26 protein-coding genes are annotated in these 26,455 nt (G+C 67.2%); 5 read left to right on the top strand and 21 right to left on the bottom strand.

What is annotated here, in order from left to right:
• The first annotated feature begins 97 nt into the window (after window positions 1-97).
• Together CGU34_RS09250 and glgB are read left to right on the top strand one after the other, a co-directional pair.
• Window positions 98-2,065 carry an alpha-1,4-glucan--maltose-1-phosphate maltosyltransferase gene (locus tag CGU34_RS09250; RefSeq protein WP_051512833.1) on the top strand — a complete coding sequence of 656 codons (1,968 nt, stop codon included), beginning with the start codon at window positions 98-100 and terminating at the stop codon, window positions 2,063-2,065.
• Window positions 2,062-4,224, top strand: coding sequence for a 1,4-alpha-glucan branching protein GlgB (gene glgB, locus CGU34_RS09245; RefSeq protein WP_036294359.1), 2,163 nt, complete (start codon window positions 2,062-2,064; stop codon window positions 4,222-4,224). The genes CGU34_RS09250 and glgB overlap by 4 nt, the downstream gene beginning before the upstream one ends.
• 125 nt (window positions 4,225-4,349) lie before the next feature.
• On the opposite strand, the gene CGU34_RS09240 is transcribed toward glgB, so the two are convergent.
• On the bottom strand, window positions 4,350-5,318 hold the full coding sequence (locus CGU34_RS09240) for a tetratricopeptide repeat protein (protein ID WP_036294356.1): 969 nt from the start codon (window positions 5,316-5,318) through the stop codon (window positions 4,350-4,352).
• The gene (locus CGU34_RS09235) at window positions 5,315-7,201 is read right to left on the bottom strand and encodes a glycosyl transferase (RefSeq protein ID WP_198517732.1); all 1,887 of its coding nucleotides are present in this window, start codon (window positions 7,199-7,201) and stop codon (window positions 5,315-5,317) included. The genes CGU34_RS09240 and CGU34_RS09235 overlap by 4 nt, the downstream gene beginning before the upstream one ends.
• Window positions 7,202-7,372: 171 nt before the next feature.
• Here CGU34_RS09235 and CGU34_RS09230 point away from each other — a divergent pair, with 171 nt between their 5' ends.
• Window positions 7,373-8,425 carry an AI-2E family transporter gene (locus CGU34_RS09230; protein WP_036294350.1) on the top strand — a complete coding sequence of 351 codons (1,053 nt, stop codon included), beginning with the start codon at window positions 7,373-7,375 and terminating at the stop codon, window positions 8,423-8,425.
• A gap of 392 nt (window positions 8,426-8,817) precedes the next feature.
• Here the strand turns inward: CGU34_RS09230 and CGU34_RS09225 are convergent, their stop codons facing one another.
• The 9 genes from CGU34_RS09225 to rpsB form a co-directional block, all read right to left on the bottom strand.
• Window positions 8,818-9,537, bottom strand: coding sequence for an alpha/beta hydrolase (locus tag CGU34_RS09225; protein WP_081766084.1), 720 nt, complete (start codon window positions 9,535-9,537; stop codon window positions 8,818-8,820).
• Window positions 9,534-9,815, bottom strand: coding sequence for a hypothetical protein (locus CGU34_RS17380; RefSeq protein WP_036294344.1), 282 nt, complete (start codon window positions 9,813-9,815; stop codon window positions 9,534-9,536). The genes CGU34_RS09225 and CGU34_RS17380 overlap by 4 nt, the downstream gene beginning before the upstream one ends.
• A 5-nt stretch (window positions 9,816-9,820) precedes the next feature.
• Entirely contained in the window at window positions 9,821-10,417 is a 597-nt protein-coding gene (locus CGU34_RS09215; protein ID WP_232711614.1) for a lytic transglycosylase domain-containing protein, read from the bottom strand.
• 217 nt (window positions 10,418-10,634) lie between these two features.
• Window positions 10,635-11,291: a DivIVA domain-containing protein gene (locus CGU34_RS09210; RefSeq protein WP_081766083.1), complete on the bottom strand. Its 657-nt coding sequence runs from the start codon at window positions 11,289-11,291 to the stop codon at window positions 10,635-10,637.
• Window positions 11,288-12,310, bottom strand: a complete 1,023-nt coding sequence (locus tag CGU34_RS09205; protein ID WP_198517730.1) for a phosphatidate cytidylyltransferase — start codon at window positions 12,308-12,310, stop codon at window positions 11,288-11,290. Before CGU34_RS09205 ends, CGU34_RS09210 begins: the two co-directional genes overlap by 4 nt.
• Before the next feature lie 14 nt (window positions 12,311-12,324).
• On the bottom strand, window positions 12,325-12,879 hold the full coding sequence (gene frr / locus CGU34_RS09200) for a ribosome recycling factor (protein WP_036294335.1): 555 nt from the start codon (window positions 12,877-12,879) through the stop codon (window positions 12,325-12,327).
• A gap of 53 nt (window positions 12,880-12,932) precedes the next feature.
• A complete protein-coding gene (pyrH, locus tag CGU34_RS09195; RefSeq protein WP_036294332.1) occupies window positions 12,933-13,652 on the bottom strand; it encodes a UMP kinase in 720 nt (239 codons plus the stop codon).
• A gap of 119 nt (window positions 13,653-13,771) precedes the next feature.
• Window positions 13,772-14,599, bottom strand: coding sequence for a translation elongation factor Ts (tsf, locus tag CGU34_RS09190; RefSeq protein ID WP_100813904.1), 828 nt, complete (start codon window positions 14,597-14,599; stop codon window positions 13,772-13,774).
• A gap of 91 nt (window positions 14,600-14,690) precedes the next feature.
• A complete protein-coding gene (rpsB, locus tag CGU34_RS09185) occupies window positions 14,691-15,674 on the bottom strand; it encodes a 30S ribosomal protein S2 (RefSeq protein WP_036294325.1) in 984 nt (327 codons plus the stop codon).
• 326 nt (window positions 15,675-16,000) lie between these two features.
• Here rpsB and CGU34_RS09180 point away from each other — a divergent pair, with 326 nt between their 5' ends.
• The gene (locus tag CGU34_RS09180) at window positions 16,001-16,549 is read left to right on the top strand and encodes a murein hydrolase activator EnvC family protein (protein WP_036294374.1); all 549 of its coding nucleotides are present in this window, start codon (window positions 16,001-16,003) and stop codon (window positions 16,547-16,549) included.
• A 127-nt stretch (window positions 16,550-16,676) separates the two neighbouring features.
• Here the strand turns inward: CGU34_RS09180 and CGU34_RS09175 are convergent, their stop codons facing one another.
• From CGU34_RS09175 to CGU34_RS09135, 9 genes are all read right to left on the bottom strand, one after another.
• Window positions 16,677-17,627 carry a tyrosine recombinase XerC gene (locus CGU34_RS09175; RefSeq protein ID WP_100813903.1) on the bottom strand — a complete coding sequence of 317 codons (951 nt, stop codon included), beginning with the start codon at window positions 17,625-17,627 and terminating at the stop codon, window positions 16,677-16,679.
• Between the two features lie 15 nt (window positions 17,628-17,642).
• Complete coding sequence (dprA, locus tag CGU34_RS09170) at window positions 17,643-18,917, bottom strand: DNA-processing protein DprA (RefSeq protein WP_232711613.1); 1,275 nt, start codon at window positions 18,915-18,917, stop codon at window positions 17,643-17,645.
• On the bottom strand, window positions 18,914-20,440 hold the full coding sequence (locus CGU34_RS09165) for a YifB family Mg chelatase-like AAA ATPase (RefSeq protein WP_036296348.1): 1,527 nt from the start codon (window positions 20,438-20,440) through the stop codon (window positions 18,914-18,916). Before CGU34_RS09165 ends, dprA begins: the two co-directional genes overlap by 4 nt.
• Complete coding sequence (locus CGU34_RS09160; RefSeq protein ID WP_036296350.1) at window positions 20,437-20,799, bottom strand: YraN family protein; 363 nt, start codon at window positions 20,797-20,799, stop codon at window positions 20,437-20,439. Before CGU34_RS09160 ends, CGU34_RS09165 begins: the two co-directional genes overlap by 4 nt.
• Window positions 20,800-20,926: 127 nt before the next feature.
• Window positions 20,927-21,253 (bottom strand): DUF2469 family protein, encoded by a 327-nt coding sequence (locus CGU34_RS09155; protein WP_036296353.1) that lies wholly within the window; start codon window positions 21,251-21,253, stop codon window positions 20,927-20,929.
• A gap of 76 nt (window positions 21,254-21,329) precedes the next feature.
• A complete protein-coding gene (locus CGU34_RS09150) occupies window positions 21,330-21,986 on the bottom strand; it encodes a ribonuclease HII (RefSeq protein WP_036296355.1) in 657 nt (218 codons plus the stop codon).
• A complete protein-coding gene (gene lepB, locus CGU34_RS09145; protein WP_100813965.1) occupies window positions 21,983-22,747 on the bottom strand; it encodes a signal peptidase I in 765 nt (254 codons plus the stop codon). Before lepB ends, CGU34_RS09150 begins: the two co-directional genes overlap by 4 nt.
• A gap of 166 nt (window positions 22,748-22,913) precedes the next feature.
• Window positions 22,914-23,261, bottom strand: coding sequence for a 50S ribosomal protein L19 (rplS, locus tag CGU34_RS09140; RefSeq protein WP_036296357.1), 348 nt, complete (start codon window positions 23,259-23,261; stop codon window positions 22,914-22,916).
• 165 nt (window positions 23,262-23,426) lie between these two features.
• A complete protein-coding gene (locus tag CGU34_RS09135) occupies window positions 23,427-23,978 on the bottom strand; it encodes an MFS transporter permease (RefSeq protein WP_232711612.1) in 552 nt (183 codons plus the stop codon).
• A gap of 131 nt (window positions 23,979-24,109) precedes the next feature.
• Here CGU34_RS09135 and map point away from each other — a divergent pair, with 131 nt between their 5' ends.
• Window positions 24,110-24,892 carry a type I methionyl aminopeptidase gene (map, locus tag CGU34_RS09130; protein WP_100813902.1) on the top strand — a complete coding sequence of 261 codons (783 nt, stop codon included), beginning with the start codon at window positions 24,110-24,112 and terminating at the stop codon, window positions 24,890-24,892.
• A 57-nt stretch (window positions 24,893-24,949) separates the two neighbouring features.
• Here map and pyk read toward each other — a convergent pair whose 3' ends face one another.
• The gene (gene pyk / locus CGU34_RS09125) at window positions 24,950-26,413 is read right to left on the bottom strand and encodes a pyruvate kinase (protein WP_100813901.1); all 1,464 of its coding nucleotides are present in this window, start codon (window positions 26,411-26,413) and stop codon (window positions 24,950-24,952) included.
• Window positions 26,414-26,455 lie beyond the last annotated feature (42 nt).

Raw genomic sequence — 26,455 nt, 5'->3', positions numbered from 1 at the left:
TGCTGTCCCCCGAGCGTGGCGCAGTGCCGCCGCTCTCCCCGTCCGCCCCGCCAGCGCGTGGCCCGATGAGCACATCACGGCCGCCGGCCGCATCCCGATGTTCCAGCCGCGACCTTCCGTGCCGGGTGATCAGTACCGGCCGAGGGCCTACGCGACCGAGGTCGTTCCGTTCATCGTCACGGCGTTCCGTGAGGGACACGACCGCATCGGCGTGCACCTGCGCCTCTTCTCGCCGAGCGGCGACGAATCGCTGCACCGGCTCACGGCGCTGGAGGACGGATTCGATCGCTGGCAGGTGCTTGTCGCCCCGCTCGAAGAGGGTGTGTGGACGTTCCACTTCGAAGCGTTCGCGGATGAGTACGCCACGTGGCGGCACGCCGCGAGCCTCAAGATCGCCGCGGGCGTGGATGCGCCGCTCATGCGCCGGATCGGTTCGGACCTGTTCGAGGGTGCGGGGCGCGAGCGCACCCGACCGGCTGCGGAGCGACGTCTGCTCCAGGCATCCGCTGCTCGTCTGCTCGACCCCGAGGTGTCGGACGAAGACGCGCTCTTGATCGTTCAGGACGCCGCGATCGCCGCGTCCTTCGCGGCCCGCCCGGTCGCCTCGCTCGTCACCGTCGGTGCGACACGAGAACTGCTCGTCGAACGTCGCCGAGCGGGCGTCGGCGCCTGGTACGAGTTCTTCCCGCGCTCGGAAGGCGCCAAACGGCTGAAGGACGGACGCGTCAAGAGCGGCACCTTCCGCACGGCGATGAAGCGGCTGCCGGAGGTCGCGGCGATGGGCTTCGACGTGCTGTACCTGCCCCCGATCCACCCGATCGGCGAGACGCACCGGAAGGGACGGAACAATTCGCTCGTCACCGAGCCCGGCGACCCCGGGTCGCCCTGGGCGATCGGCGGCGCCGCAGGCGGGCACGACACCGTCCACCCCGACCTGGGGACGCTGTCCGACTTCCGCGCATTCGTGAAGGCTGCGCGAACCGAGGGCATCGAGGTCGCGATCGATTTCGCCCTGCAGGCGTCGCCGGATCACCCCTGGGTCACTGAGCATCCCGAATGGTTCACGACCCTTCCTGATGGCTCGATCGCGTATGCCGAGAATCCTCCGAAGAAGTATCAGGACATCTACCCGATCAACTTCGACAACGACTACGAGGGCATCCGCTCGGAGGCCCTGCGGGTCATCCGGCACTGGATCGCTCAAGGCGTCGAGATCTTCCGCGTCGACAATCCCCACACCAAGCCGTTGAAGTTCTGGGAGTGGCTGATCCGCACCGTGAACGCGGAGCATCCCGGGGTTGTGTTCCTTGCCGAGGCGTTCGCGCGCCCGGCGATCATGCAGGGTCTCGCGATGGCGGGATTCCAGCAGAGCTACACGTACTTCACCTGGCGCAACACCAAGGAAGAGCTCGAGGAGTTCCTGACCGGGCTGGCGACCGAGACGGCCGACTTCTTGCGTCCGAACCTGTTCGTCAACACCCCCGACATCCTGACCGAATACCTGCAGTACGGCGGCAGGGCCGGCTACAAGACCCGTGCCGCGATCGCCGCGACGGCTGCGCCCACATACGGCGTCTACGCCGGGTACGAGCTCTACGAGAGCGTGGCCCGACCGGGGTCGGAAGAGAACCTCGACAACGAGAAGTACGAGTACAAGACGCGCGACTGGGCCGGTGCCGAGGCATCCGGTGACTCTCTCGCGCCGTATCTGCGGATGCTCAACCGCGTGCGCAACGAGCATCCTGCGCTGCAGCAGCTGCGCAACCTCCGCACCCATTGGAGCGACGACGAGGCGATCCTGGTCTACTCGAAGCACCTCGACGCTGCCCTCTCACCGGCCGGGCAGGCAGACACCATCATCGTCGTCGCGAACGTGGATCCCCATTCCGCCCGCGAGACGACGGTCTATCTCGACACGACCCTCTGGGGCGTCCAACCCGGGGCGCCCTTCGAGGTCGAAGACCTTGTCACCGGTGCCGTCTGGACCTGGACCGACCGCAACTATGTCCGCCTCGATGCCTTCGCCGAGCCGGTACACATTCTGAAGGTGAGGAGCCCGCGATGACTGTCGTATCTCAGAACGATCTGGATCTTGTTGCCACGGGATCCCACTACTCGCCCCACAGCGTGCTCGGTCAGCACGCGGGTCAGGATGCCTCGGGCCGCGCGATCACCACCATTCGCGTTCGTCGTCCCCTCGCCGAGACCGTGACCGCCATCACGAACGGTAGTGAACGAACAGCGCTCGAGCACGTCCGCAGTGGGATCTGGGAAGGTACCCATCAGGGAGCCCCGGTTCCCTATCTCATCGAGGCGACCTACGCGTCTGCGCCGACGTGGACCGCCGACGACCCCTATCGCTTCACCCCGACCGTCGGCGACCTCGACCTGCACCTGATCGCCGAGGGCCGGCACGAAGAGCTCTGGCGTGTGCTCGGATCTCACCTGCGTGACCACCAGGGCGCGTCGGGCACCTCCTTCGCCGTCTGGGCCCCGAACGCACAGGCGGTGCGTGTCGTCGGCGATTTCAACGGCTGGGACGGCCAGAGTCATCCGATGCGCTCCATGGGGGGCTCAGGAGTATGGGAGCTCTTTGCGCCCGGGGTCGGCGAAGGCTCGGCCTACAAATACGAGCTCCTCACGAGCGACGGACGCTGGATCGTCAAAGCCGACCCGATGGCGCGCTGGGCCGAGGTGCCACCCGCGACCGCGTCCGTCGTGACGAAGGCTCGCCACCTCTGGCAGGACGACGTATGGATGGAGCGACGCGCCCGCACGACGCCCGTCGACCAGCCCATGTCGGTCTACGAGCTCCACCTCGGATCATGGCGTCCGGGCCTGACCTACCGCGCCGCGGTCGACGAGATCATCGGACATGTCACGTCCCTCGGCTTCACCCATGTCGAGTTCCTTCCGCTCGCCGAGCACCCGTTCGGCGGATCCTGGGGGTATCAGGTCACCGGGTACTACGCGCCGACCAGCCGGTTCGGTACGCCCGATGACCTGCGATACCTGATCGACCGACTGCACCAGGCCGGCATCGGCGTGATCATGGACTGGGTGCCGGGCCACTTCCCGAAGGACGAGTTCGCCCTCGCCCGGTTCGATGGGCGTCCCCTTTACGAGCACCCCGACCCCCACCGCGGCGAGCACAAGGACTGGGGCACGTACATCTTCGATTACGGACGCCGCGAGGTTCGTAACTTCCTGGTCGCGAACGCCCTGTACTGGTTCGAAGAGTTCCACGTCGATGGGCTGCGCGTCGATGCGGTCGCCTCGATGCTCTACCTCGACTACTCGCGCAACGAGGGTGAGTGGACCCCCAACATCCACGGCGGACGAGAGAACCTCGAAGCCATCGGGTTCCTGCAAGAGGTCAACGCGACGGCGTACAAGCGCTACCCGGGGATCGCGATGATCGCCGAGGAGTCGACGAGCTACCCCGGCGTAACGGCCCCGACCGACCAGGGTGGCCTCGGGTTCGGGCTCAAGTGGAACATGGGCTGGATGAACGACACGCTCCAGTACTTCGGGCGCGATCCCATGTACCGCGAGCACCACGAGGGCGAGATCACCTTCACCTTCGTCTACGCGTTCAGTGAGAACTTCGTGCTGCCGATCAGCCACGACGAAGTTGTCCATGGCAAGGGCACGCTCGTGTCACGGATGCCTGGTGACCACTGGCAGAAGCTCGCGAATGCTCGGGCGTTCCTCGGATTCCAGTGGGGACACCCGGGTAAGCAACTGCTGTTCATGGGGCAGGAGTTCGGGCAGATCTCCGAATGGTCCGAGGGACGTTCGCTCGACTGGTGGATTCTCGACCAGCCGTTGCACGCGCAGCTTCAGGCCTACGTGTCGGTGCTCAACGAAACGTATCGAAAGCACGCTCCGCTCTGGGCACGCGATCACGACGGTGCGGCCTTCCGCCGATTGTTCGGGTCACATCACAACCCGAACGTCGTGGCGTTCTCACGTACCGACTGGCACGGCAACACCGTCGCCGTGCTCTGCAACTTCTCGGGCGTGCCGGTCCACGACTACGACATCGAGATGCCCGAAGCCGGGGTGTGGACAGAGATCCTCAACTCGGACGCGGTCGAGTACGGCGGGTCCGGGGTGGGTAACTTCGGAGCGGTCAACGCCTCGGCGACTGAAGATGGTGCCGCGCGTGCCACGGTCACCCTGCCGCCGCTCGGCGTGATCTGGTTGCAGCACAACCGCTGACCCGCCTTCGCGAGGGTGCCCGTTCTGGGCGCGAGAGTGCCCGTTCCGGACCCCGGGAGTGCCCGTTCTGAACGCAAACGGGCACCCTCGCGGATGAAACGGGCACCCTCGCGGATACAGGCTCGTCAGAAGAGCAACGAGGCCAAACGACTGCGCGCGCGGATGACGCGGGGGTCGGGGTCGCCGATCAAGCCGAAGAGCTCGAGCAATCGCTCCCGGACGGGCGCACGCTCGTCGTCGGGCAACGCGGCGAACAGGTCGAGCAGGCGTCCGAAGGCGTCGTCCACGTGTCCCCCGGCGATATCGAGGTCGGCGACCGCGAACTGGGCCGCGACATCCGTCGGCGCAGCGGCAGCGGCAGCGCGCGCCGCTTCGAGTTCGAGCCCCGTGACCCGGCTGAGCAGGCGAACCTGCCCGAGACCGGCGCGAGCGTCTTCGTCCTTCGGGTTCTCGACGAGCGCCTGCTCGTACGCCGCGATCGCCGCGTCGTAGTCGCCCTCTTCAATGGCGGCAAACGCGGCCGCGTGCAGCGGGGGAAGCGGCAGCTCGGATGCCTCGGCACTCTCGGCATCCGATTCACCGGCGTCCGCGTCCGATACGGCCAGCGTTCCCGTGACGCCATTCTGCGCCGCGAGCTGCAGGAGCTGGGCGAAGACCTCGCGAACCTGCTGCTCGGGCACCGCGCCCGTGAACAACGGCACGGGCTGCCCGGCGACGAGCGCCACGACCATCGGGATGGACTGGGCGCGGAAGGCCTGCGTGAGCTGGGGGTTCGCATCCACGTCGACCTTGACGAGCACGAGTCGACCCGCGAGTTCGGTGATGACGGATTCGAGGATCGGGCTCAGCTGCTTGCACGGTCCGCACCACTCGGCCCACAGATCGATGACGACCGGAACCGTTCGCGAGAGTTCCAGGATCTCGCCGAACGTCTCGTCCGTCGCATCCCGCACAAGGCCCGCCGCTCCGGTCGTGGCCTGCACTCCAGCGGGGGCCGGAGCCGTGCCGGGGACGGGCGGCTGCGGACGGTTGCGGAGCGACGACAGGTCGACGGCTCCGCGGAGGACGGCACCCGGATTGGCGTTCTGACTCATTGGATGACTCCTGCGCTGAGAATGTTCGAGGCGTAGCCGAGGAGGCGGATCTGTCCGCCGTCTGCCTGGTTCGGCACGTAGAAGAAGAGCTGGTCGGAGAAGTTCGTCTGGAAACCCGAGGCCGAACTCGCCGTGCCCGCAAGGGCCTCGACCGTGGGGTTACCGTCGAGCTTGATCACGGCGTCGCTGTTGGTCGGCTTGACGGTGTCGGTCTCGGTGAGGCTCACCGCGACGATCGCACCCGACTCGAGTGTGGCGAGCCCGACCGCGGGATACGCACCGGCGGCGGACGAGAAGGTCAGGCTTCCGGTCTCGGCACCGGTCTGGTTGAACTGCTCCAGACGCGTGCGTCGATCTTCCGCGACCTTGACGCGGAACTGGTCGCCCTCTTCTTCGAACAGCGACGAGAAGGAGCTGTTGTCACCGTTGTTGAGGACGTCCGCGTAGGCCGCGGCCAGCTCCTGCGGCTCGAGCAGCAGGAACGGCGAGTCGGGCGGAACGAGCGCCGCGCCGATCGTGGAAGGAGCGACGCCCCCCGGGAACTCGGCGGATGCCGCGAGGCTCGCCAGGTACGTCAGCTTGTATTCGGACCAGGGGTCGTTCTGCGTCAACACGGCGACCGTGGGGGCGACGGTCGTCTCCCCCTCTTCGCCGACGACGGTCATGATCGTCCGCGGCCAATCGTCGAAGGCCTGCGGAAGGACGATCTGCAGGGGTTCGGTCGGGATAGCCGGCAGCGCGGGGTGATCTGCGACTTTGCTGCGGATCAGGTAGTTCGCCTTGCGCTCGTCCAGGACCGCGCCGGCGAGGCGCGTGGCCGCGAGATCTCCATCCGCCGCAACATCTGCCTCGGAGACAGTCTGGGCGACCTTCGCGAGGATGCGCTTCGCCTGGGTCTCGGTCACGGCCGGAGCGTCCTGCTCGGCCGCGTCGACGACGCTCGCGGTGGGTGACGGGGTCGCCGAGGGCCCGAGTTGGGGCCACGACGCGGCGGTACAACCCGTGAAGAGCAGACCCGCGAGCGCGAGGCTCGGGATCACGATGAAGCCCCGAGTGCCGCCGCGCAGGGCTCGCCGAGACGGAGTTCCCGAGCTGATCACGCCCTTCGCTTCGGCGTCGCCCGCGGGAATAGTGTCGAGTGGCTGCGTCACGGGTTGCGGGATGCCCTTGCGTCGCGGACCCCGCGAGCGCCGCGCATGCCTGATTCCGAGCAGGTAGAGAAGAACTCCGAGCGCCATCAGGATGCCTCCCGCCACGATCAGCGGCCCGGCCCAGGGCGTGGAGTTGTCAAGCGGCCAGCGGATCTGCAGCGTCTCGGGGGCCGCGGCCGTCCCATCCGACGCGAGCAGAACGCTCATCGTGGCGGGCAGCTGGAGCTGAGTCGTGAGGGTGCCCTCGTCGGTGAATTCATCGAGCCACAGATCGGAGCCCGCGGGATTGCGCCCAGCGGGTGTCTCGGCTGTCGTTTCGGTGCTCGTCCCGTCCGCGGATGCATCCCCCGCGGCGTCGCCCTCGGACGAGCCCTCTGCGGGCGCCTCCTCGCTCGGCTCCACCTGCACGGGTTCGACGACCTCGGTCACGATCTCGCCGCTGTCATCGAGCGTGACGCGCGTGTAGGACACGTCCGAAAGCCAAGCCGTGACGTCCGCCGTGCGACCGTAAGCGGCATAGACAGGACCCGAGTCGGCCGTTGCCGTCAACGTCTGGGAACCGGGAATGCTCGTGAGCACCGCCCCATCGACCAGCACGTAGGGAAGCCCGGCCTCGGTACTGATCTCGGTCTCTGTGGTCTCGGCACCAACGAAAACCGTTCGTTGAGCGATACCAGCACCGATCAATACGGCGGCGAGCACGAATGCCGCGACAGCCCAGACAAAACGCAAACGAAAACTCCTCCATCGACGCGCCCGGGAGAGTTTCGGCGCGGAAGCGGACATCCCAGACTACCGAAGTACGCCTGAATGTCAGCCGCACGCGCGTGAAGCGCGGGATTCGGGCGCTCCGCACGTAGTCTGACGTGACGCGCGTCGGGCGCGTCGCAGCCGGAGGTGCACGTGAAGATTCACAACCCGTTCCGCGTCGCATTCATCGCGACGCTTGGCGTGGGGCTCGGGATCGTTCTGATCTCGAGCATTCAGACTCTCTCGACGATCTTGTTGTACGTCGGCACGGCGCTGTTCCTCTCACTCGGCCTCGAGCCCGCGATCTCCTTCCTCGAGCGCCGCAGGATGAAGCGGTGGATCGCGGTCCTCATCGTGATCCTCGTGGTGCTCGCGGCCTTCGCCGGCATCGTCCTCACGGTGCTGCCCGTCCTCGCGTCACAGATCAGCCAGCTGGTGTCGACCGTCGAGACGATCATCACGCGCGGCACCTTCATCGACGATCTGCGGGATTGGCTGCAGACCACCTTCCCGACCCTGCAGGTGGACGTGGTCTTCGACTACGTCAACGACTGGCTCGCCTCATTGGACTTCGCCGCCATCGGTGAGAGCGTGCTGGCGTTCGGAGCGGCCGTCGTGGCAGGGCTCACAGGAGCGTTCATCGTCCTGATCCTGACGATCTACTTCACCGCGTCGACGCCGAACCTGAAGGCCGCCGTCTACCAACTCGTGCCTGCGTCGAAGCGCGCGCGATTCATCGACCTGTCGGAGCAGATCACCGACTCCGTCGGGTACTACGTCATGGGGCAGGGGTCACTCGGCATCATCAACGGCATCCTGAGTGCGATCCTGCTCACGATCATCGGGGCTCCGTTCCCTGCCGTGCTTGCGGTCGTCGCCTTCTTCTTCTCCCTCATCCCCCTCGTGGGAACCCTCACGGGCTCGGCGATCATCGTGCTCACATGCCTGATCCCCGGCCTCGGAAGCCCCGGAACGGCATTGATCGCCGGTATCTACTACCTGATCTACATGCAGGTCGAGGCCTACGTGCTGGCGCCCCGCATCATGAACCGTGCCGTCTCCGTGCCGGGCGCCGTCGTCGTGATCGCAGCTCTCGCCGGTGGCTCACTGCTGGGGCTGCTCGGCGCGCTTGTCGCGATCCCCGTGGCCGCAAGCATCCTGATCATCTACCGCCAGGTCGTCATTCCGCGGATGAACGAGCTGTAGAGCGGCGCGGACGCGCAACCTGCTCGTCCGGTTCCCGCCCGTCCACGTTCACAATTCAGTCAATTCGGTACCGAGCGCGCGACCGCGCCCTGGAGTTCCGGGCAGACCCGCTTCTTTCGACAACCGCGGGACTGAATTGCGAACAGGATTGCGACGCATGACCACGTCAAACGGTAGGTCTGCAGCTCATGACTTCGGTCGGGGACGGATCCCGGCTGCGCCGTATCCGGTTCACAATTCAGTCGATCCGAGCATGGTGACGCGACTCCTCCGCAGAAATCCGCAGGAACGGGCCGTTCCGCCGCTCGACCAGACTGAATGGCGAACATGCGGCGGCTCCAAACGGGCGCGCCCACCCACGTGCGTCTGAACAACAAGCCGCGCCAGCAAGGTTAGAGCGGGCCGTCCCACTCCGTCGCCAGCGGCAGCGCCTCCGGATTGACCGCCGCCACGATCTCGGTCAGCACACGCCGGGTCTGCGTTTCGCCGACCCACAGGTGCCGGCCGCCCTCGACGGGAATCACCACGATGTGCGGGATCGGCGCAAAACGCTCCGCTGCCGCATCCGGACGCAGGTAATCGTCGAGTTCGGGGATCACGGCGATGAGCGGGCGGTCATCCCCCGCCCACGCTGCGAGCTCGTCATCGCTCGTGCGGTGCAGGGGCGGCGAGAGCAGGATGACACCCGCGATGTCATGATCGCGGCCGTACTTCAGCGCGAGCTCGGTACCGAACGACCAGCCCACCAGCCACGGATTCGGCAACCCGCGCTCGCGCACGAAGTCCATCGCCGCGGCAACATCGAAAGCCTCGTCGTGTCCACCGTCGAACGATCCCTCGCTCGTCCCACGCGGCGATGTCGTGCCGCGGGTGTTGAATCGCAGCACGGCCAGATCGGCAAGCGCGGGCAGACGACCCGCCGCCTTCCGCAGAATGTGCGAGTCCATGAACCCGCCCGCGGTGGGAAGCGGATGCAGCGTCACGAGCGTCGCCACCGGTTCGGTCGACAGCGGCAGCGCCAACTCCCCCACCAGCGTCAGCCCGTCCAATGTGCGCAACTCGATGTCTTCGCGACGAGCGGGTAGCTGGAGCGGTCCACGTATCTCGGTCAAGCGATCCTCCAACAGTGCGTGTGCCAGTGCCGCCGAGCTGCGAGATCAGCGGCTTCACCGAGCACGCCGTCCGCACGCCAGACAACGAGGTGCGCGGTGTGCGCGGCGACCGGCCGGCCGCACCCGGGACAGGTGTAGGACTTCACGGCGCGATGGGCCGCGACCGGCTGAACCGTGTACTCGATGCCGCGCCTCGACTCGGACTTCTTCCAGCCCGCCATGAGGCGCTCGAGCCCGTCACCGGGCGGGTCGGGTCTGCGTCGGTTTGACCGCGGCATCGCGGTCAGTACCACCCGCGGGCCTGGGAATGGCCCCACGCACCGCACGGCGTGCCGTATCGGCCGCCGATGTATCCGAGTCCCCAGGCGATCTGCGTGGCCGGGTTCGTCTCCCAGTCCGCACCCGCCGATGCCATCTTGGTGCCGGGAAGAGCTTGTGGGATGCCGTAGGCACCGCTGGACTTGTTGTGCGCGTTCACGCGCCAACCCGATTCCTTCTTCCACAGCGCCACGAGGCAGTCGAACTCGCCGGTGCCCCACCCGCGGGCGGCGACCATGTCGAACGCGATTGCCTGCGCGGATCCCGGGTCGGGGACGACGCTCGGCGGCGCCCACCCGCTCGCCGCCTTCGTGCTGGCCGCCGCGGCCGGGACAACGGGCTTCGGTTTGGGCTTCACGTAGACCTGGTAGCTGCCGCGCGACAACTCCGGAGCGCTGGTTTCGCCCGCGATGTCGATCACGAGCGACTGGGCGTCACTCTGGGCCGCGGCGTACAACGTCGTCACGCTCGTGTCCTCAGCGGACGCCTCGGCCAGGGCGGCCCCGGTCGGAACGACGATGTACGCACCGAGAAAGCCGACTGCTGCGACCGTCGCGAACACCCCGAGTACTCCACGACGTCGAGACCATCGCACCGGCTGAGGCGGGGGGACGCGACGAGCGAGATTCGACGAACTCGTCGACGACACGCGACCCACAGACGTGGAAGTCGGCGTCGGGATGATCTCGTTGCCCTGGCTCACAGTTCTTCGAGCTTAGCCGCGACCCCGGCCGGCTGCCACGTTCCAGACGCTTGCGGCGCGGATCCGAGTCGAATCGTCAGCGCACAGCGAGCATGACGTCGATGACCGCGTCGAGCACAGCGTCGACCTGCTCTTCGCGGTACCCGCGCCGTTGCATCCGGAACGCAACCGCACGCACTTGGTCCACCGTGATGGGGCGACCCGTTTCGAAGTACTCGACCAACCGGTCGGCGACCAGGTCGACTTCGTCCGTGCGGTACCCGAATCGCAGCCACCCGGCTCGGGCGAAACGTCGCCGGCGCGGCCGGGAGAGGTGGTCGAGCAGAACCTGTGCGTCATCGCGAGCGCGTTCCACCCAGACTTTCGTCCCCGCGGACGCGACGGCCGCTTCGCGATCGCGCGCCGCAAAAGCGTCCTCGATTCGCGCGAGGGCGGCGTCCACAGGATCGATCGCATAACCGCGTTTGACGAGCGGGAACGCCGCCGTGCGAACCGCGGCCGCGTCGAGGTACGGAGTGCCGTCCGCCGCCGGCTCGCCCTCGAACTCCTGACGGGCCCGCTCCAAGAACGCATCGACCGCGCCCTTGTCATAGCCGAGTACTCGGCGCGGCGCCTCCGGGAACAGCGCGGGAGTCGCTCGAGACTCTTCACGCGTACTGCTGCCATCGACATCATCCCGGTCGTCGGGCTGAGTGAGATCGGCGTGGGTGGTCGGTGAAGTCGGGTCGGTCATGCCACTCCCAGGGGCGAAAGCAGATAGAAGAGCGCGAGCGCCGCAGCGGCCGACGGAAGGATCGAATCGAGCCGGTCGAGCACGCCACCGTGACCAGGAAGCCACGAGCTCATGTCTTTGATGCCGAGATCGCGCTTCAGCATGGACTCGCCGAGGTCGCCCGCCGTCGCCGTGACGACGATGACAGCGCCGAGAATGAGGCCCGCCCACCAGGGCAGCCCGATCATGAGCCAGGCAAGAAGCACTCCGGCGATGAGGGCCGCGGCAACCGCACCGGCGAATCCTTCCCAGGTCTTCTTGGGGCTGATCCGAGGCGCCATCGGCGTGCGTCCGAAGGCGAGGCCGGTCGCGTACGCACCGGTGTCGGAGGCGACAGCGATGATGATGAACGACAGCACCCACCACTGCCCACCGTCTTGGCGCAGCAAAACCATGGCCAGGCTGCCGAGGAACGGCACGTACAACTGAACGAGGGCGCCGATCAAAACATCCGACAAAACGTCGCCGTATCGTCGACCGTCCTGCGCCGTCATCTGCCCCAGCACCCGCCAGACGATCACCACGGCGATGTCGACGAAGACGAGCACCCACAGGGCCCACAGATCGAGGAAGAATCCGGCGGGTACGAAAACGAATACGAAGGCGACCTGCGGAACGATGTCGACTTTGCGACCGGAAACCTGCAGCGCACGACAGAGTTCGAATGTCCCGAACACCGCGACGGCCAGCGCGAAGATCGCGAAAACCCATTTGAAGAAGATCAGGGATGCGATCACAACGACGCCGATAGCAAGGCCGATGATGATCGCGACGATCAGGTCGCGACCAGTCCGCTGCTTGATCCGCTCGTTCGCCTCACCGAACTGGTCTCGAGCGTGTGCAACCTGCTGTTCGAGGTCGCTGCGCGCCTGACGCACGTGCTCCTGGAACGCGGCACTGGAATCGCTACCCGAACGCCCCGCGCGCGTCGTCGGGGACGGCGCTTTTCGAAGCTCTGACTCGTCGGGTGCGTCGCTCATGGTGGGGATGCGGCTCAGACCTCGAGCAGCTCTGCTTCTTTGCGCTTGAGTGCCTCGTCGATCAGATCGACGTGTGCCTTCGTCAGCGCGTCCAGTTCTTTCTCGCCGCGCGAGATCTCGTCCTCGCCGACATCGCTCTTGAGCGAATCCAGGTCATCCTTCGCCTTACGACGGATGCCGCGTACGTGCACCTTCGCATCTTCGCCCTTCGTTCGGACGATCTTGACGAACTCCTTGCGACGCTCTTCAGTCAGCTCGGGCATCGTGACACGCACGAGGTTGCCATCATTCGTCGGGTTTGCGCCAAGGTTCGGCGTGTTGCGAATGGCCTCTTCGATCGCCTTCAGCGCGGACTTGTCGTACGGCGTGACGACGATCGTGCGCGCTTCGATGTTGTTCAGCGACGCGAGCTGAGCGAGCGGGGTCGGCGTGCCGTAGTAATCCACCAGGATCTTCTGGAAGAGCTGGGGGTTCGCACGACCCGTCCGTACGGTCGCGAAGTCATCCTTCGCGGCCTCCACGGCACGGTCCATGCGGGTGGCGGCATCCGCCAAGACGTCCGCGATCACGTTGACTCCTTCAGGGGGTAGAGCGTTCGCCCAGTCTAGCCGCGGGGTCGCGGTCAGACCGTGACGAGCGTGCCGATCTCGTCGCCGAGAAGCGCTCGAGTGACGTTGCCGGCGGGTTCCATTCCAAACACACGCATGTCCATGTGGTTGTCCATGCAGAGGCTGAATGCGGTCGAGTCGACCACCTTCAGGCCGCGCTGCAGCGCGTCGTTGTAAGTCAGCCGGTCGAGGCGGACGGCCGTGGGGTCGGTTCGCGGATCGGCGGTGTAGACGCCGTCGACACCGTTCTTCGCGACCAGTACCTCGGTGGCGCCGATCTCGAGAGCGCGCTGTGCCGCCACGGTGTCGGTCGAGAAGTAGGGCAGGCCTGCACCCGCGCCGAAGATCACGACGCGACCCTTCTCCATGTGACGCTCCGCGCGACGCGGGATGTAGGGCTCGGCGACCTGCATCATCGAGATTGCCGACTGCACGCGCGTAGCGGCACCCGCCTGCTCGAGGAAGTCCTGCAACGCGAGAGCGTTCATCACCGTGCCGAGCATGCCCATGTAGTCAGCGCGCCCACGATCCATGCCGCGCTGGCTCAGTTCGGCACCCCGGAAGAAGTTGCCGCCACCGACGACGATCGCGATCTCGACGCGATCCACCGCCTCGGCGATCTCGCGTGCGATCTGGCTGACGACGTCGGGATTAACCCCGAGAGCCCCTCCGCCGAACGCCTCACCCGAAAGTTTGAGCAGGACGCGTCGGCGCCCGGTAGCCTCATCGATCACTCAGCATCCTTCCGTCTGCCTCCAACCTAACGGCAGAGGTCGTGTCACCGCGCGCCGCGTGTGAAGCGCGCAGAGGAAAGGGGCCCGGTGCAATCGCACCAGGCCCCTTTTTCACAGCGTCAGGCGCCGACCTTGAACCGAGCGAAGTCGGTCACGGTGATGCCCGCCTCCTGAGCAACCTTCGCGACGGAGAGCTTGTTGTCCTTCGCGTAGTCCTGCTCGAGCAGGGCGACCTGCTTGAAGAACGCGTTCACGCGACCCTCGACGATCTTGGGCAGGGCCGCCTCGGGCTTGCCCTCCTCGAGCGAGATCTTGGTGACGATGTCGCGCTCACGCTCGACCTCGGCCTCGGGAACGTCCGCCTTCGCGAGGTAGGACGGGTTCGCGAACGAGATGTGCTGGGCGATGCTGCGCGCCGTTTCGGCGTCGTCACCCGAGTAGGCGACGACGACACCGATCTGCGGGGGCAGGTCCTTGCTCGTCTTGTGGAGGTAGATCTCGAAGTGATCTCCGGTCAGCGTGCGCACGCGGCGCAGCTCGACCTTCTCACCGATGATCGCAGCCTCGTCCGAGATGAGCTGGTCGACGGTTCCGTTGCCCGCGGGCGCGGCGAGAGCGGCCTCGACCGAGTCGGCCGAAACGGCGGCCGCGGCATCCGCGACCTTGTCGGCGAGGGCGATGAAGCGCTCGTTCTTGGCAACGAAGTCGGTCTCGCAGGCCAGCTCGAGGAGCGTGACGTTGCCGCCGACCTCGCGGGCGACGACGAGTCCCTCGCTGGTGGAGCGGTCGGCACGCTTGGCGTTGCCCTTCGCTCCCTTGAGACGAAGAATCTCGACGGCCTTCTCGACGTCGCCGTCTGCCTCTTCGAGCGCCTTCTTCGTGTCGACCATGCCGGTGCCGAGCTGCTCGCGCAACGCCTTGATGTCGGCGATCGTGAAGTTTGCCATGGTGTGTGAACCCCTTGCGGTGTCTCTGGTGTGTCGTGGATGTCGGGGTGAAGGCTCGCCGGACGGGATCCCGCCCGGCGAGCCGACGCGCTTATTCGGCGGAGGCCGGCGCGGCTGCGTCTTCGGCGGCCTTCACATCAGCGGCGTCGAGACCCGCGGCCTCGGCGATCGTCTGGTCGTGACCGGCGGCGCCTTCGGCGTCAGCGGCGGAACCGCCCTCGATGGCCTGCTCGTCGGCGACGAGCTCGCCCGCGATGGCCGCGGCGAGCGGGAGCTCGGCGACCTTCGCGGTGTCCGCGGAGGACTGCTCGGGAGCAGCCTGCTCGAGCAGCTCGCGCTCCCAGTCAGCGAGGGGCTCGGCCGCTTCGGCCTCACCCGAGGGCTGGTGGCGCTGGATCAGACCCTCGGCAGCGGCGTCGGCGATGATGCGGGTGAGCAGGCCCACCGAGCGGATCGCATCGTCGTTACCGGGGATCGGGTACTGGAACTCGTCCGGGTCGGCGTTGGTGTCGAGGATGCCGATCACGGGGATGCCGAGCTTCTTTGCCTCGTTGATCGCGAGGTGCTCGCGCTTGGCGTCGATGACCCAGATCGCCGAGGGCGTCTTGGTCAGGTTGCGGATTCCGCCGAGCGACTTGTGCAGCTTGTCGAGCTCGCGCTTCTTGATCAGCAGTTCCTTCTTGGTGAAGCCACTGTTCGCGGGAACCTCGTAGTCGAGCTCTTCGAGCTCCTTCATACGAGCAAGACGCTTCGAGATCGTCTGGAAGTTGGTGAGCAGACCGCCGAGCCAACGCTGGTTGACGTAGGGCTGGCCGACACGGGTCGCCTGCTCGGCGACGACGCTCTGGGCCTGCTTCTTCGTGCCGACGAAGAGCACGGTGCCGCCACGGGCGACCGTCTCCTTGACGAAGTCGTACGCCTTGTCGATGTACGACAGCGACTGCTGCAGGTCGATGATGTGGATGCCGCTGCGCTCGGTGAGGATGAAGCGCTTCACCTTCGGGTTCCACCGACGCGTCTGGTGTCCGAAGTGCACGCCCGAATCGAGCAGCTGGCGAATGGTAACGACGGCCATGGCCGACTCCTGTCTTGGCACTACGCGGTGCCTCTTGCGGTTGTGATTCGTCGCTCCGGTTGGGCGACGGGCCTGGTGCCCGGCACACTCCCACCCGCCGTAAGGCGGGACCGTGGGGAGGGTGTGCCACGCGCGATCCTCGGATCGCAGCGCTCTGGGCACGCGAAGTCACCCCGTAAACGAGGTGCTCTGCCAGTGTATCAGCCGCAGACAGCGACATGGTGGCCCTCGCACACGGCTCCTCCCCCGCATCCGAACGGCGCGTGATCTCCCCCGACATCGGTGAACGACGGGCGACGCTGCCCTGCGGGACGCATGCTGATCGGATGCCTCGTGCCGCACGTTTCCGCTTCGCGCGGGCTGTCGCGGTCGTCCTCGCCACGGTGCTGCTCGCGGGCTCGCTCGGCCCCGCCGCGCTGGCCGACGAGAGGGGGAATGGCGGAACGGGCCGTGACGGTGCGCATCTTTGGTCGTGGCCGGTGGCGCCGCCGTTCGCAATCGTCCGGGACTTCGTGGCGCCCGCGCACGCCTATGGCCCGGGCCACCGGGGCATCGACATCGTGGTGCGGGGCGAGACATCCGTCCGCGCTCCCGACGACGGTGTCGTGGCCTTCGCGGGCCGGGTGGTCGACCGGGCTGTTGTGACGATCGATCACGGCGGCGGCATCGTCTCGACGTTGGAACCGGTCGAAGCGACTGTGGCAGCCGGCGAGCGGGTGCTGCGCGGTGAGGTGGTCGGGTTGCTGGCGGCCGGTGGGCACGCGACGCCCGGGACGCTCCACCTCGGCGCACGCATGGACGGGGAGTATCTGAACCCGCTCGTCCTGCTGGGGGCGATGCCCCGTGCCGTGCTCCTTCCCTACGCCGCCGGGTGAACCGGTCACACTGAGCGCCCCGGTCACTGAGCCCGTCGAACTGACGACCCAACCCGGTCACTGAGCCTGTCGAAGTGACCAGCCCGACCCCGGCTGGTCGCTTCGACGAGCTCAGCGACCGGAATCCCTACGCGCGCGGGTGCGCCAGGCGGTAGGCGGCGCGGAGCCGCTCGCTCGAGACGTGCGTATAGATCTGGGTCGTGCCGAGGCTCGCGTGCCCGAGGATCTCTTGCACGGTCCGCAGGTCTGCGCCACCGTCCAGCAGATGTGTCGCGGCGGAGTGCCGAAGCGCGTGCGGGCCGACGTGCTCGACGCCGAGGGCAGGTGCCAGTCTGTGCGACACGACGGCGTACACCGCCCGCGGCGAGATCCTGCCCCCGCGCGAGCCGAGGAACAGCGCGCTGCCGCTCCCTCGCGTTTCCGGGCCTCCCGTCGTGGCCGCGCCAGCGCCCCCGCGCTCCACCACCAGCCCGGGACGTCCCGCCGTGAGGTAGGCGTCGATCGCGCGGCGCGCGGGAGCACCGAATGGCACCACGCGTTCCTTCGATCCCTTGCCGAGCACGCGAGCCGTGCCTCGGTCGAGGTCGAGGTCACCGACGTCCAGGCCGCATAACTCGGACACACGAATGCCCGCACCGTAGAGCAGTTCGAGCATCGCCCGGTCACGCAGCGGTAGCGGGTCGCCACCGGCCGCGAGAGTGTGCAGCCCGTCGAGCATCTCGGCCACGGCCGGGGCTGTCGCCACGGTCGGCAAGGTGCGGCCGCGCTTCGGGGCGACGAGACGCAGGCTCGGGTCCTGCGTCACGATCTCCGTTTCGAGTGCCCATGCGAAGAACGCCCGAATGGCCGCGGTGCGACGCGCGAGGGTGGCGCGCGCGTCGCCGCGTTCACTCGCCTGCCCCTGCCATTCCCTGAGCAGTTCGAGGTCGGTCTCGGCGGGCGTCTGCACACCGGTCATCAGCGCGACTTCGATCAGGTCTCGGAGGTCCGAGCGGTAGGCCCGCGTTGTCGCGGGCGAAAGACGGCGCACGGTCCGGAGATGCGTGTCGAACGCCTCGGATGCCTCATGCCAGTCCACGAATCCAGCATGCGCTCATCCCCGGTCCCCGCGTGCGGCGGCACGCCGCCAGCCACCGTCCTCCCGCACAACGAGCCCTTCGAGCTCGAACAGACCGAGTTGAGCCTCGACCTGTGCCGGGACCAATCCCGCTCGTCGCGCGATCTCATCGCTGGATCGCCGCGCGCGGGTACCGACCGCTTCGAGCACGTTCGTGTCCGCGCCGAGTGATCCACCTGCGGTCGAGACCATCCCCGCCCCAGTCGTTTCCGGCCCCCCGCCGCCGGCTACCCGTCCGCCCGCCTCGCCCTGCGCCGCGGAGCGGGCGGTGTTCGTCGCCCAGCCGGTCAACTCGATGATGTCCGCAACCGAGGTCACGCATGTCGCGTCGAACTCACGCAGCAAACGATGGCAGCCCGCCGAAGTAGCGGAGGTGATCGGACCGGGCACCGCGCCGAGGGGGCGCCCGAGGGCCGCGGCGTGACCCGCTGTGTTGAGCGATCCGCTCCGCCAACCTGCCTCAACGACGACCGTCGCGTCCGACATTGCGGCGATGACTCTGTTGCGCTCAAGAAAGCGGGATTTGGTCGGCGCGGCGCCCGGCGCGATCTCTCCGATAACCGCGCCTCGTTCCGCTATTCGCGCGATCAAGTCGGAGTGCCGCGACGGATAAGGCCGATCTACACCCCCCGCCAGGACGGCAATCGTGGCCCCACCCGTCCCGAGCGTCGCGCGATGGGCCGCCGCGTCGATCCCGAACGCGGCCCCAGAAACAACGCATACGCCGCGGTCAGAGAGATCCGCCGCGAGGTCCGCGGCGACGAGTTCGCCGTAGGCACTGGATGCTCGGGCCCCCACCAGCGCCACGCGCGGACCTGCCGAGGACAGCGCGATCCCCGCGCCGCGCACCCACAGCACCAGCGGGGCGTGGGCACCGAGATCGGCCAGGCCACGCGGCCAGTCGGCATCCTCCGGCGTCAGGACTCGCAAACGGGCGAACCGGGCTGTCCTGAACATGCCTTCCACCGCTATGCCGTTCAAACGAGGTAACCACCGTTTGAGTCCCGCCGTCAGCGCCAATGACCGCGGTCCCCTCCGAGCGGATGCCTGGGACCGGATCTCGCGCAACGCTTCCTCAGCCCCGAGGGCAGCGACCAAGTGGCCCGCGACACCGTCGCCGGGTTCCGAGATGAGGCTCCAGATCGCCCGCGCCCACGCATCCGAAACATCCTCGTCCGCCAACCTTGCGGGAACGATTCCCTCGAGCTGAGCACGGCGATCATCCACGCGGTCGGGTAGCTCGAGGTTCACGCATTCACCCCCTTACGGAGGAACAGGGCCCGCCCGATGTCCTCGAGCGCGGGCCGGTCGCGCCCGCCGAGGTCGGCAAGAGTCCAAGCAACCCGGAGCGTGCGATCGTAGCCGCGCAGTGTCAGCGCCCCGCGTTGCAGCGCGGTGTCGAGAGGGCGACGCAAGTCCGGCGCGAGGGCGAGGGGACCCTGACGCAACCATGCCCCCGACGCTTGCGCGTTCGTCTGCCAGGGCGTATCGCTGAGACGTCGCTGGGCGCGGTCACGGGCCTCGGCCACTCGCTCCCGCGCGACCGCGGTCGAGATCGTGCCAGCCTCGGCAAGCCCCGGAACGCGGGACACCCGCATCAGCCCGAAGCGGATGTCGACTCGATCCAGCAGCGGGCCTGAGAGTCGCCCGACATAGCGGCGGATCGCCTGGGGAGGGCACGTGCAGGCCCCACCCGGTACGCCGTGATTCCCGCACGGACACGGGTTGGTCGCGAGCACCAGCTGAAACCGCGCGGGGAACGTGGCGGACACCCCCGAGCGGTGAATCGTGATCGCACCCTTCTCGAGCGGAAGCCGCAACGCATCCAGAACGGATGCCGGGAATTCACCAGCCTCGTCCAGAAACAGAACGCCGCCCGAAGCCCGGGCGATCGCCCCCGGACGGACCAGCCTGCTGCCTCCTCCGACCAGCGCAGCCATAGACGCGCTGTGATGCGGTGCCTCGAGGGGTGGGATGCGGCTGAGCGCATCGATCGCCTCGCCCGACAGCGAGCGAAGCGCCGCGGCCTCGAGAGCCTCGGCGTCATCGAGCGGAGGAAGGATGCCCGGCAGGCGCTCCGCGATCATCGTCTTGCCGGCCCCCGGCGGACCAGACATCAAGAGATGGTGGCCGCCGGCCGCGGCGGCGATCAGGGCCTCGACGGCCTCACGCTGCCCGACCACCTCGGCGAGCTCAGGAGAACGGTTCACGGCCACCGGCATTGCCGCGCGCGGCACCGGCTCGAGATTCAACTCGGGGGCATCGACACCGTGCAATCGGACCACGTCGGCGAGCGAGACCGCCCCGCGCACCTCGACACCATCGATCAGTCGTGCCTCGTCAGCGTTCGCGTGGGGCACGACCACACGCCGGATGCCTGCCCGGGCAGCCGCCAACACCGCCGGCAGTATCCCGGGCACGGGCCGCAGGCGGCCATCGAGCCCCAGCTCGCCGAGGTGCACCGTCTCGGCGAGCGACGCCGCATCAAAACCTCCAGCCGTTGCAAGCGCGGCAACCGCGATCGCGACATCAAAACCGGATCCGTGTTTCGGAAGGCTGGCGGGAGACAGGTTGACCGTCAGCCGGCGCGCGGGCAAAGGCATTCCGCAGTTCGCCGTGGCATTCCGGACCCGCAGCTGTGCCTCACCGAGGGCCTTGTCGGGCAGTCCGATGAGCCGGAATTCCGGAAGCTGGCTCGAGAGGTCTGCCTCGACCTCGACGAGCGATCCGTCGATGCCGCTGAGCGCGACGCACCACGTGCGCGCAATGGTCATCGGAGCGCCTCGAGGTGCTCGAGTGTTCCCGTCGCGGGATCGTCGCCGACAATGCCGATCGCGTCGATGCGGATGCTGCGTCCCCACCCGGAACCCGGGTGAGCGATGATCCACGCGATCGCCAGACGATGCAGGCGCGCGAACTTCTCCGGTGTGATGGCCTCGAACGGATGCCCGTAGCCCGTGGCGCGGCGCGTCTTGACCTCGATGAAGACCAGGTCATCGCCCTGACACGCGACGATGTCGAGCTCGCCCTGGTCGCACCGCCAGTTGCGGTCCATCACGGCGTAGCCGAGTCGCTCCAGATACTCCGCGGCCCGTTGCTCCCCCGCGCGCCCGCGCTCATCCTTCTGCGCCATCGGCCGCTCCTCCCGCCCGACCGTTGGTCGATGCGGGTCAACCCTCGCAGCGCGCACACAGCGAACAGAGCGTGAACGACCGTTCCGGGGATCGGCCGAGATTCAGGTCGTTGTGGAGGGCGGAGCGCTACTCGCCGTCGAGCGACAGCTCCTGCGGCAACTCGAAGTCGCGGCGCGAAAGCTCTTCGACGTTGACGTCCTTGAACGTCAACACCCGCACAGACTTCACGAATCGGTCGGCGCGGTAGATATCCCACACCCACACATCGTTCATCGTGATCTCGAAGTAGAAGTCGTGCTCGGTATCGCGGCGAACGACATTGACCTCATTCGCGAGATAAAAGCGTCGCTCGGTCTCGATCACATACTGAAACTGCGAAACGACGTCGCGATATTCGCGAAAGAGCGCCAGCTCGAGTTCGCGGTCATAGTCCTCGAAGACATCGTCATCCATGGTGGTTCCATCCTAGTTACCCCGGCACCTCTCGTCCGGCTCATGCAGAACGCAGGAGTCCCGAGACGCGTGGAGTTCAGAAAAGCGTGGCCGGCGCAATCGCCCAAGACGCACGGTGGTGAGGGCTGAGCCCGTGCTCGTCGATCGCGAGCCGATGCTCGGCACTCGCGTAGCCCTTGTTTCGCGCCCACTGGTATTCCGGCAGATCATCGTGCAGACCCGTCATCACGGCGTCACGCGCGACCTTCGCGATGACGGATGCGGCGGCCGCACTCGCGCAGTCGCGGTCGGCCTTGATGACGGGTTGCACCGTCAGGCCCGTCGCCCCCGCCGCCGTGATGTAGTCGTAGTTGCCGTCGAGGATGACGATCCCCTCTTCGAGCTCGATCCCGTGGGCTCGCAGGTCCGCGAGAGCGCGGATGGCCGCCAGCCCCAGGGCTCGCATGATCCCGACCTCATCGACTTCCGCGGCCGAGGCCCACCCGACCCCGCTCGCAGATACCCAGTCGGCCGCCCGAGCCGCGACATCCGCTCTCCGCGCCTCGGGAACGAGCTTCGAGTCGCGTAGCCCCTGCGGGATCCGCTTGCGTGCACGACCAGCGTCGACCGCTGTTGCTCCCACGGCGACAGGACCGGCGAGAGCTCCGCGCCCGACCTCGTCACACGCGATCACGATGGGCCGTTCGCGAAGCAGTCGACGCTCGAGCGTCAGACGCGGCTCGATGACGGTCATTGCGCGAGGGCCCCCGCGCCCGCCTCGGGGTCCGGCACGCCGCCGAACACGTCGTGGTGGAAGTCGATCGTGCCGAACCGGGAGAACGGGAATGTGACGAGGAACGCCCGACCCACGACGTTGTCGAGCGGCACGAAGCCTCGCCCGGGCTGTTCCTGGTTGTAGCGCGAGTCTTTCGAGCGGTACCGGTTGTCGCCGAGCACCCACAGGCTGTTCTCGGGCACGACGACATCGAATGCATCGGCGGATGCGGCGGTCTCACCGGGAGGAAGGGACAGATAGGCCGACTCGTCGATCGGCACACCGTTGACCGTGATCTGCCCGAGCGCGTTGCAGCACTGGACGTGATCACCGGGCAGACCGATGACCCGCTTGATCAGATGATCCTCGCTGTCGGGAGCTGCCAGGCCCACCAACGACAGCACCCACTCCCACGCCTCGACAACAGGCGCGCGATCGGGCTGCGTCGAGGGCGGCAGCCACCCTCCCGGGTCGCGGAACACGACCACGTCACCGCGGGCGTAGCCCCCGAAGCGCGGGGTGATCTCGTCGACCAGGATGCGGTCATTCACGAGAAGCGTGTTCTCCATCGACCCCGAGGGGATGTAGAACGACCGCACGAGAAAGGTCTTGACGAGGAACGAGACGAGGACCGCCACGAGGACGATCACCAGGATGTCGCGCAACAGCGCCAGCGCTCCGCGGCGACGGCTGCGCGCTCGCGGCGGGGTCTCAGGGGTATCTGTTGCGGGGCTACTCACGGTCTCGTCCTTCACGGCTCGCAAGCGTCGTGCGCCCGTTCATCAAGCGTCGCACATCCGGGCGCGTGCCGACGCCGGGCACGCACACATCCGTACATCGATCAGATGGTCTGAAAACGACAAGACCCCGTGGCGTGAACCACGGGGTCTTGTCGGAAAAGGCGACTCAGTTGTCGCGCTTCTCCTTGATCTTGGCCTTCTTGCCGCGCAGGTTCCGCATGTAGTAGAGCTTCGCGCGACGGACGTCACCGCGGGTGACGACCTCGATGTGGTCGATCACCGGGCTGTGCACCGGGAAGGTACGCTCCACGCCGACCTGGAAGCTGATCTTGCGGACCGTGAAGGTCTCGCGCACGCCATCGCCCGAGCGACCGAGCACGAAACCCTGGAAGACCTGGATACGCGAGCGCGTTCCTTCGGTGATGTTGACGTGCACCTTGATGGTGTCACCGGGGCCGAACTCGGGAATGTCTGTGCGCAGCGATGCTGCATCAACGGCGTCGAGGATCTGCATGATCTATCTCTCTGCGTCCGCCACGGGTCGGGCGCGGGTGAAGGTGTGAAAAGGATGAAGGTCGTGCGATGCGGGATCAGTTCGACCCTTGGACTCCCCTGTGGCAGAGCCGGTCGCGGCACAAACGCCTATTCTGCCACGGATGCCCGGGGCCGCCAAACCGCGTCAGTGCGAGACGCGACCTTCGCCGGGCTGGGCTGTCTCCGAGAGGACGATCACGTCCCCGTCGCGGGTGTTCGACTCGCGCGCCGCGCGCACTCCATCGAAGGTGTTGCCCTCCGAAGTGACTCCGCCTGGCGTGACTCCGCCGGAAGCGGTCGAGTAACGGAGCACGACTCGGCCTGTGCCCGAGCGCGCCTCGCTCCAGAGCTGCCAGAGGCTCAACCAGAAAAGCGCCACGGCCACGATGATCGCGCCGACCAGCAGCGGCGCGAACCACGGGCCGAAGAAGCCGACCGCGATCGTCAGCGCATGCCAGAGCGCGAAACCCGCGACATCCCACCACGAGACGGCGCGCTGCGCGCGCACGGTCGGACGAGCGCGAACCAGGAGGGTCAGAAGCAGTTGGCCGAGGAAGACGGACGGAACCGCGATGAACAGAACCCAGAGGAAGGGTCCGGCGCCGCCCTGAAACACTCCCCAGCCGACGAGCAGCCAGATGGGCAGCAAGAAGGCGGCTGGAATCAACCAGTGGAAGAAAGCACGCCGCAGCCACATGTGAACGATGGTACGCCTCGTCGCGTCCGGAACGGGCGCCGGAGTGCATGCGCTGGGCAACCTCTCAGCGCTGTCGGAAGGGACGCCGCCGGGAGTCCGACACAATGGAGGGTAAGCAGGAAAGGAACACGATGATCGAACTGCGCACCGCCGCCGAGATCGAAGCGATGCGTCCCGTCGGACGTTTCGTCGCTGAAACGCTCGCGACGCTGCGCGACGAGACGAAAGTCGGCACCAACCTGCTCGCGATCGATCGTCGTGCTCACGACTTGATCAAGCGCGCCGGAGCGGAGTCCTGCTACATCGACTACCACCCGTCGTTCGGCGCGAGCCCGTTCGGCAAAGTGATCTGCACGTCGATCAATGATGCCGTGCTGCACGGACTCCCCCACGATTACGTCCTTCGCGACGGCGACCTGGTATCGCTGGATTTCGCGGTGGCGGTCGATGGCTGGGTCGCGGACTCGGCGGTGTCGTTCGTCGTCGGCACACCGCGGGACGAAGACCTGCGCCTGATCGACACGGCGGAGCGCGCCCTGGATGCTGCAATCGCGAGCGCGACCGTCGGCCACAAGATCGGTGATATCTCCGCTGCCATCGCCGGTGTCGCGCACAGCGAGGGCTACTCGATCAATACGGACTTCGGTGGCCACGGCGTCGGGCGCATCATGCACGGCGACCCGCACATCCCGAACGACGGCAAGGCCGGTCGCGGCTACCCGCTGCGCGCGGGCCTGGTGGTGGCGCTGGAGCCCTGGTTCTTGCAGACGACCGACGAGCTGATCACGGATCCGGATGGTTGGACGCTCCGCAGTGCGGATGGTTCGCGAGGCGCTCATGCCGAGCACACCATCGCGATCACCGCGGACGGACCGATCGTGCTCACCGACCGGTCATTCCTCGGCGTGAAGTGATCTGCGGTTCGCCTCGAGAAGCTCAGTGACCGTGCACCGCTCGTCACTTCGACAAGCTCAGTGACCGACCGGGGCGCGTGCGGCGAGTTCGCTCGCGATGTCCGCCCCCACGCCGTCTCCGACGCGGTGGACCCGCACGTTGTTCGTCGAGCCGGCGATCCCCGGAGGGGCACCCGCCGTCACGATCACCCGATCGCCGGGCACCGCGCGACCCGTCTGCAGCAGGACCTCGTCGACGATGCGCATGAGTTCATCCGTGGTCGGAACGCGCGGAACCAGGAAAGTCTCGACACCCCACGACAGCGCCAGGCGCGAACGCGTGGACGCGAGGTCGGTGAAGGCCAGGGTCGGCAGACGGAAGCGCAGTCGAGCCATCCGCCGCGCCGAGTCCCCGGACTGGCTGAAGACGCACACGTACTTCGCGTCGACAAAGTCCGCAATGCTCGCCGCGGCCAGCGTCAGCGCGCCGCCCTGGGTGCGGGGCTTGGTTCCGAGGGGCGCGATCCGGTCGAGCCCCTGCTCCTCTGTCGACGCGATGATGCGCGCCATCGTCTCGACGACGGTGATCGGATGCGCGCCCACGCCGGTCTCACCCGAGAGCATGACGGCATCCGCCCCATCCAGAATGGCGTTCGCGACATCGGATGTCTCGGCCCGCGTCGGCACGGGATTCTCGATCATCGACTCGAGCATCTGCGTGGCGACGATAACGGGCTTCGCCCAGCGCCGCGCATCCTCGACCGCCCGCTTCTGCACGATCGGCACCTGCTCGAGCGGTAGCTCGACGCCCAGGTCACCGCGCGCGACCATCACACCGTCGAACGCGTCGACGATCTCGTGCAGGACGGCGACGGCCTCCGGCTTCTCGATCTTCGCGATGACAGGGACGAAGCGGCCCTCTTCTGCCATCACCCGCCGCACCGGATGCGCGTCCTTCGCCGACCGTACGAACGACAGCGCGATCATGTCGGCGCCGAGCGCCAACGCCCAACGCAGATCGGCCTCGTCTTTCTCGCTGAGCGCCGGCACCTTCACATCGACGCCCGGAAGATTCAGGCCCTTGTTGTTGGAGACCGCTCCCCCGACGACGACCTCGGTGCGAACGCTGACCCCATCGGTCTCGAGTACTCGCAGCCGAACCTTGCCGTCATCGATCAGGATCGAATCGCCGACCTTCACGTCACGCGCCAGGGGTGCGAACGTGGTGCCGACGATCTCGCGGGTACCCACGACATCCTCCGTCGTGATCGTGAAGAGGTCACCGGTCTCCAGTACGTGTGGCCCGTCCGCGAACCGACCGAGGCGAATCTTCGGTCCCTGCAGATCGACGAGGATCCCGACGGCTCGACCCGTGCTGTCGGCTGCACGACGCACGTTCGCGTACGTCTCTTCGTGCTGCGCGTACGCACCGTGACTGAGGTTCAGGCGGGCGACGTCCATCCCGGCTCGAACGAGCCCCTCGATCACCTCATACGACGACGAGGCTGGCCCCAGAGTGGCGACGATCTTCGCGCGGCGCATACGTGTCCCTTCGCGCCCGCACCTCGGGCCCCGCTCGATTCT

The organism is Microbacterium lacus, from assembly GCF_002812805.1.
Taxonomy (GTDB): domain Bacteria; phylum Actinomycetota; class Actinomycetes; order Actinomycetales; family Microbacteriaceae; genus Microbacterium; species Microbacterium lacus_A.
Note: the sequence above shows the minus strand (reverse complement) of the source record. Positions and strands in the feature narration are given on the sequence as shown.

What these genes read in the sequence shown, in the direction of transcription:
- CGU34_RS09180 (WP_036294374.1), top strand. Translation starts at nt 16,001, where the DNA reads ATGCCTCGTGCCGCACGTTTCCGCTTCGCGCGGGCTGTCGCGGTCGTC.
- CGU34_RS09155 (WP_036296353.1), bottom strand. Translation starts at nt 21,253, where the DNA reads ATGGATGACGATGTCTTCGAGGACTATGACCGCGAACTCGAGCTGGCG.
- CGU34_RS09250 (WP_051512833.1), top strand. Translation starts at nt 98, where the DNA reads ATGTTCCAGCCGCGACCTTCCGTGCCGGGTGATCAGTACCGGCCGAGG.
- CGU34_RS09205 (WP_198517730.1), bottom strand. Translation starts at nt 12,310, where the DNA reads ATGAGCGACGCACCCGACGAGTCAGAGCTTCGAAAAGCGCCGTCCCCG.
- tsf (WP_100813904.1), bottom strand. Translation starts at nt 14,599, where the DNA reads ATGGCAAACTTCACGATCGCCGACATCAAGGCGTTGCGCGAGCAGCTC.
- pyk (WP_100813901.1), bottom strand. Translation starts at nt 26,413, where the DNA reads ATGCGCCGCGCGAAGATCGTCGCCACTCTGGGGCCAGCCTCGTCGTCG.
- CGU34_RS09135 (WP_232711612.1), bottom strand. Translation starts at nt 23,978, where the DNA reads ATGTGGCTGCGGCGTGCTTTCTTCCACTGGTTGATTCCAGCCGCCTTC.
- CGU34_RS09165 (WP_036296348.1), bottom strand. Translation starts at nt 20,440, where the DNA reads ATGACCATTGCGCGCACGTGGTGCGTCGCGCTCAGCGGCATCGACGGA.
- CGU34_RS09210 (WP_081766083.1), bottom strand. Translation starts at nt 11,291, where the DNA reads ATGACCGACCCGACTTCACCGACCACCCACGCCGATCTCACTCAGCCC.
- CGU34_RS09150 (WP_036296355.1), bottom strand. Translation starts at nt 21,986, where the DNA reads ATGACCGTCATCGAGCCGCGTCTGACGCTCGAGCGTCGACTGCTTCGC.
- CGU34_RS09240 (WP_036294356.1), bottom strand. Translation starts at nt 5,318, where the DNA reads ATGAGTCAGAACGCCAATCCGGGTGCCGTCCTCCGCGGAGCCGTCGAC.
- rpsB (WP_036294325.1), bottom strand. Translation starts at nt 15,674, where the DNA reads ATGGCCGTCGTTACCATTCGCCAGCTGCTCGATTCGGGCGTGCACTTC.
- CGU34_RS17380 (WP_036294344.1), bottom strand. Translation starts at nt 9,815, where the DNA reads ATGCCGCGGTCAAACCGACGCAGACCCGACCCGCCCGGTGACGGGCTC.
- map (WP_100813902.1), top strand. Translation starts at nt 24,110, where the DNA reads ATGATCGAACTGCGCACCGCCGCCGAGATCGAAGCGATGCGTCCCGTC.
- glgB (WP_036294359.1), top strand. Translation starts at nt 2,062, where the DNA reads ATGACTGTCGTATCTCAGAACGATCTGGATCTTGTTGCCACGGGATCC.
- rplS (WP_036296357.1), bottom strand. Translation starts at nt 23,261, where the DNA reads ATGCAGATCCTCGACGCCGTTGATGCAGCATCGCTGCGCACAGACATT.
- CGU34_RS09160 (WP_036296350.1), bottom strand. Translation starts at nt 20,799, where the DNA reads ATGGCGCAGAAGGATGAGCGCGGGCGCGCGGGGGAGCAACGGGCCGCG.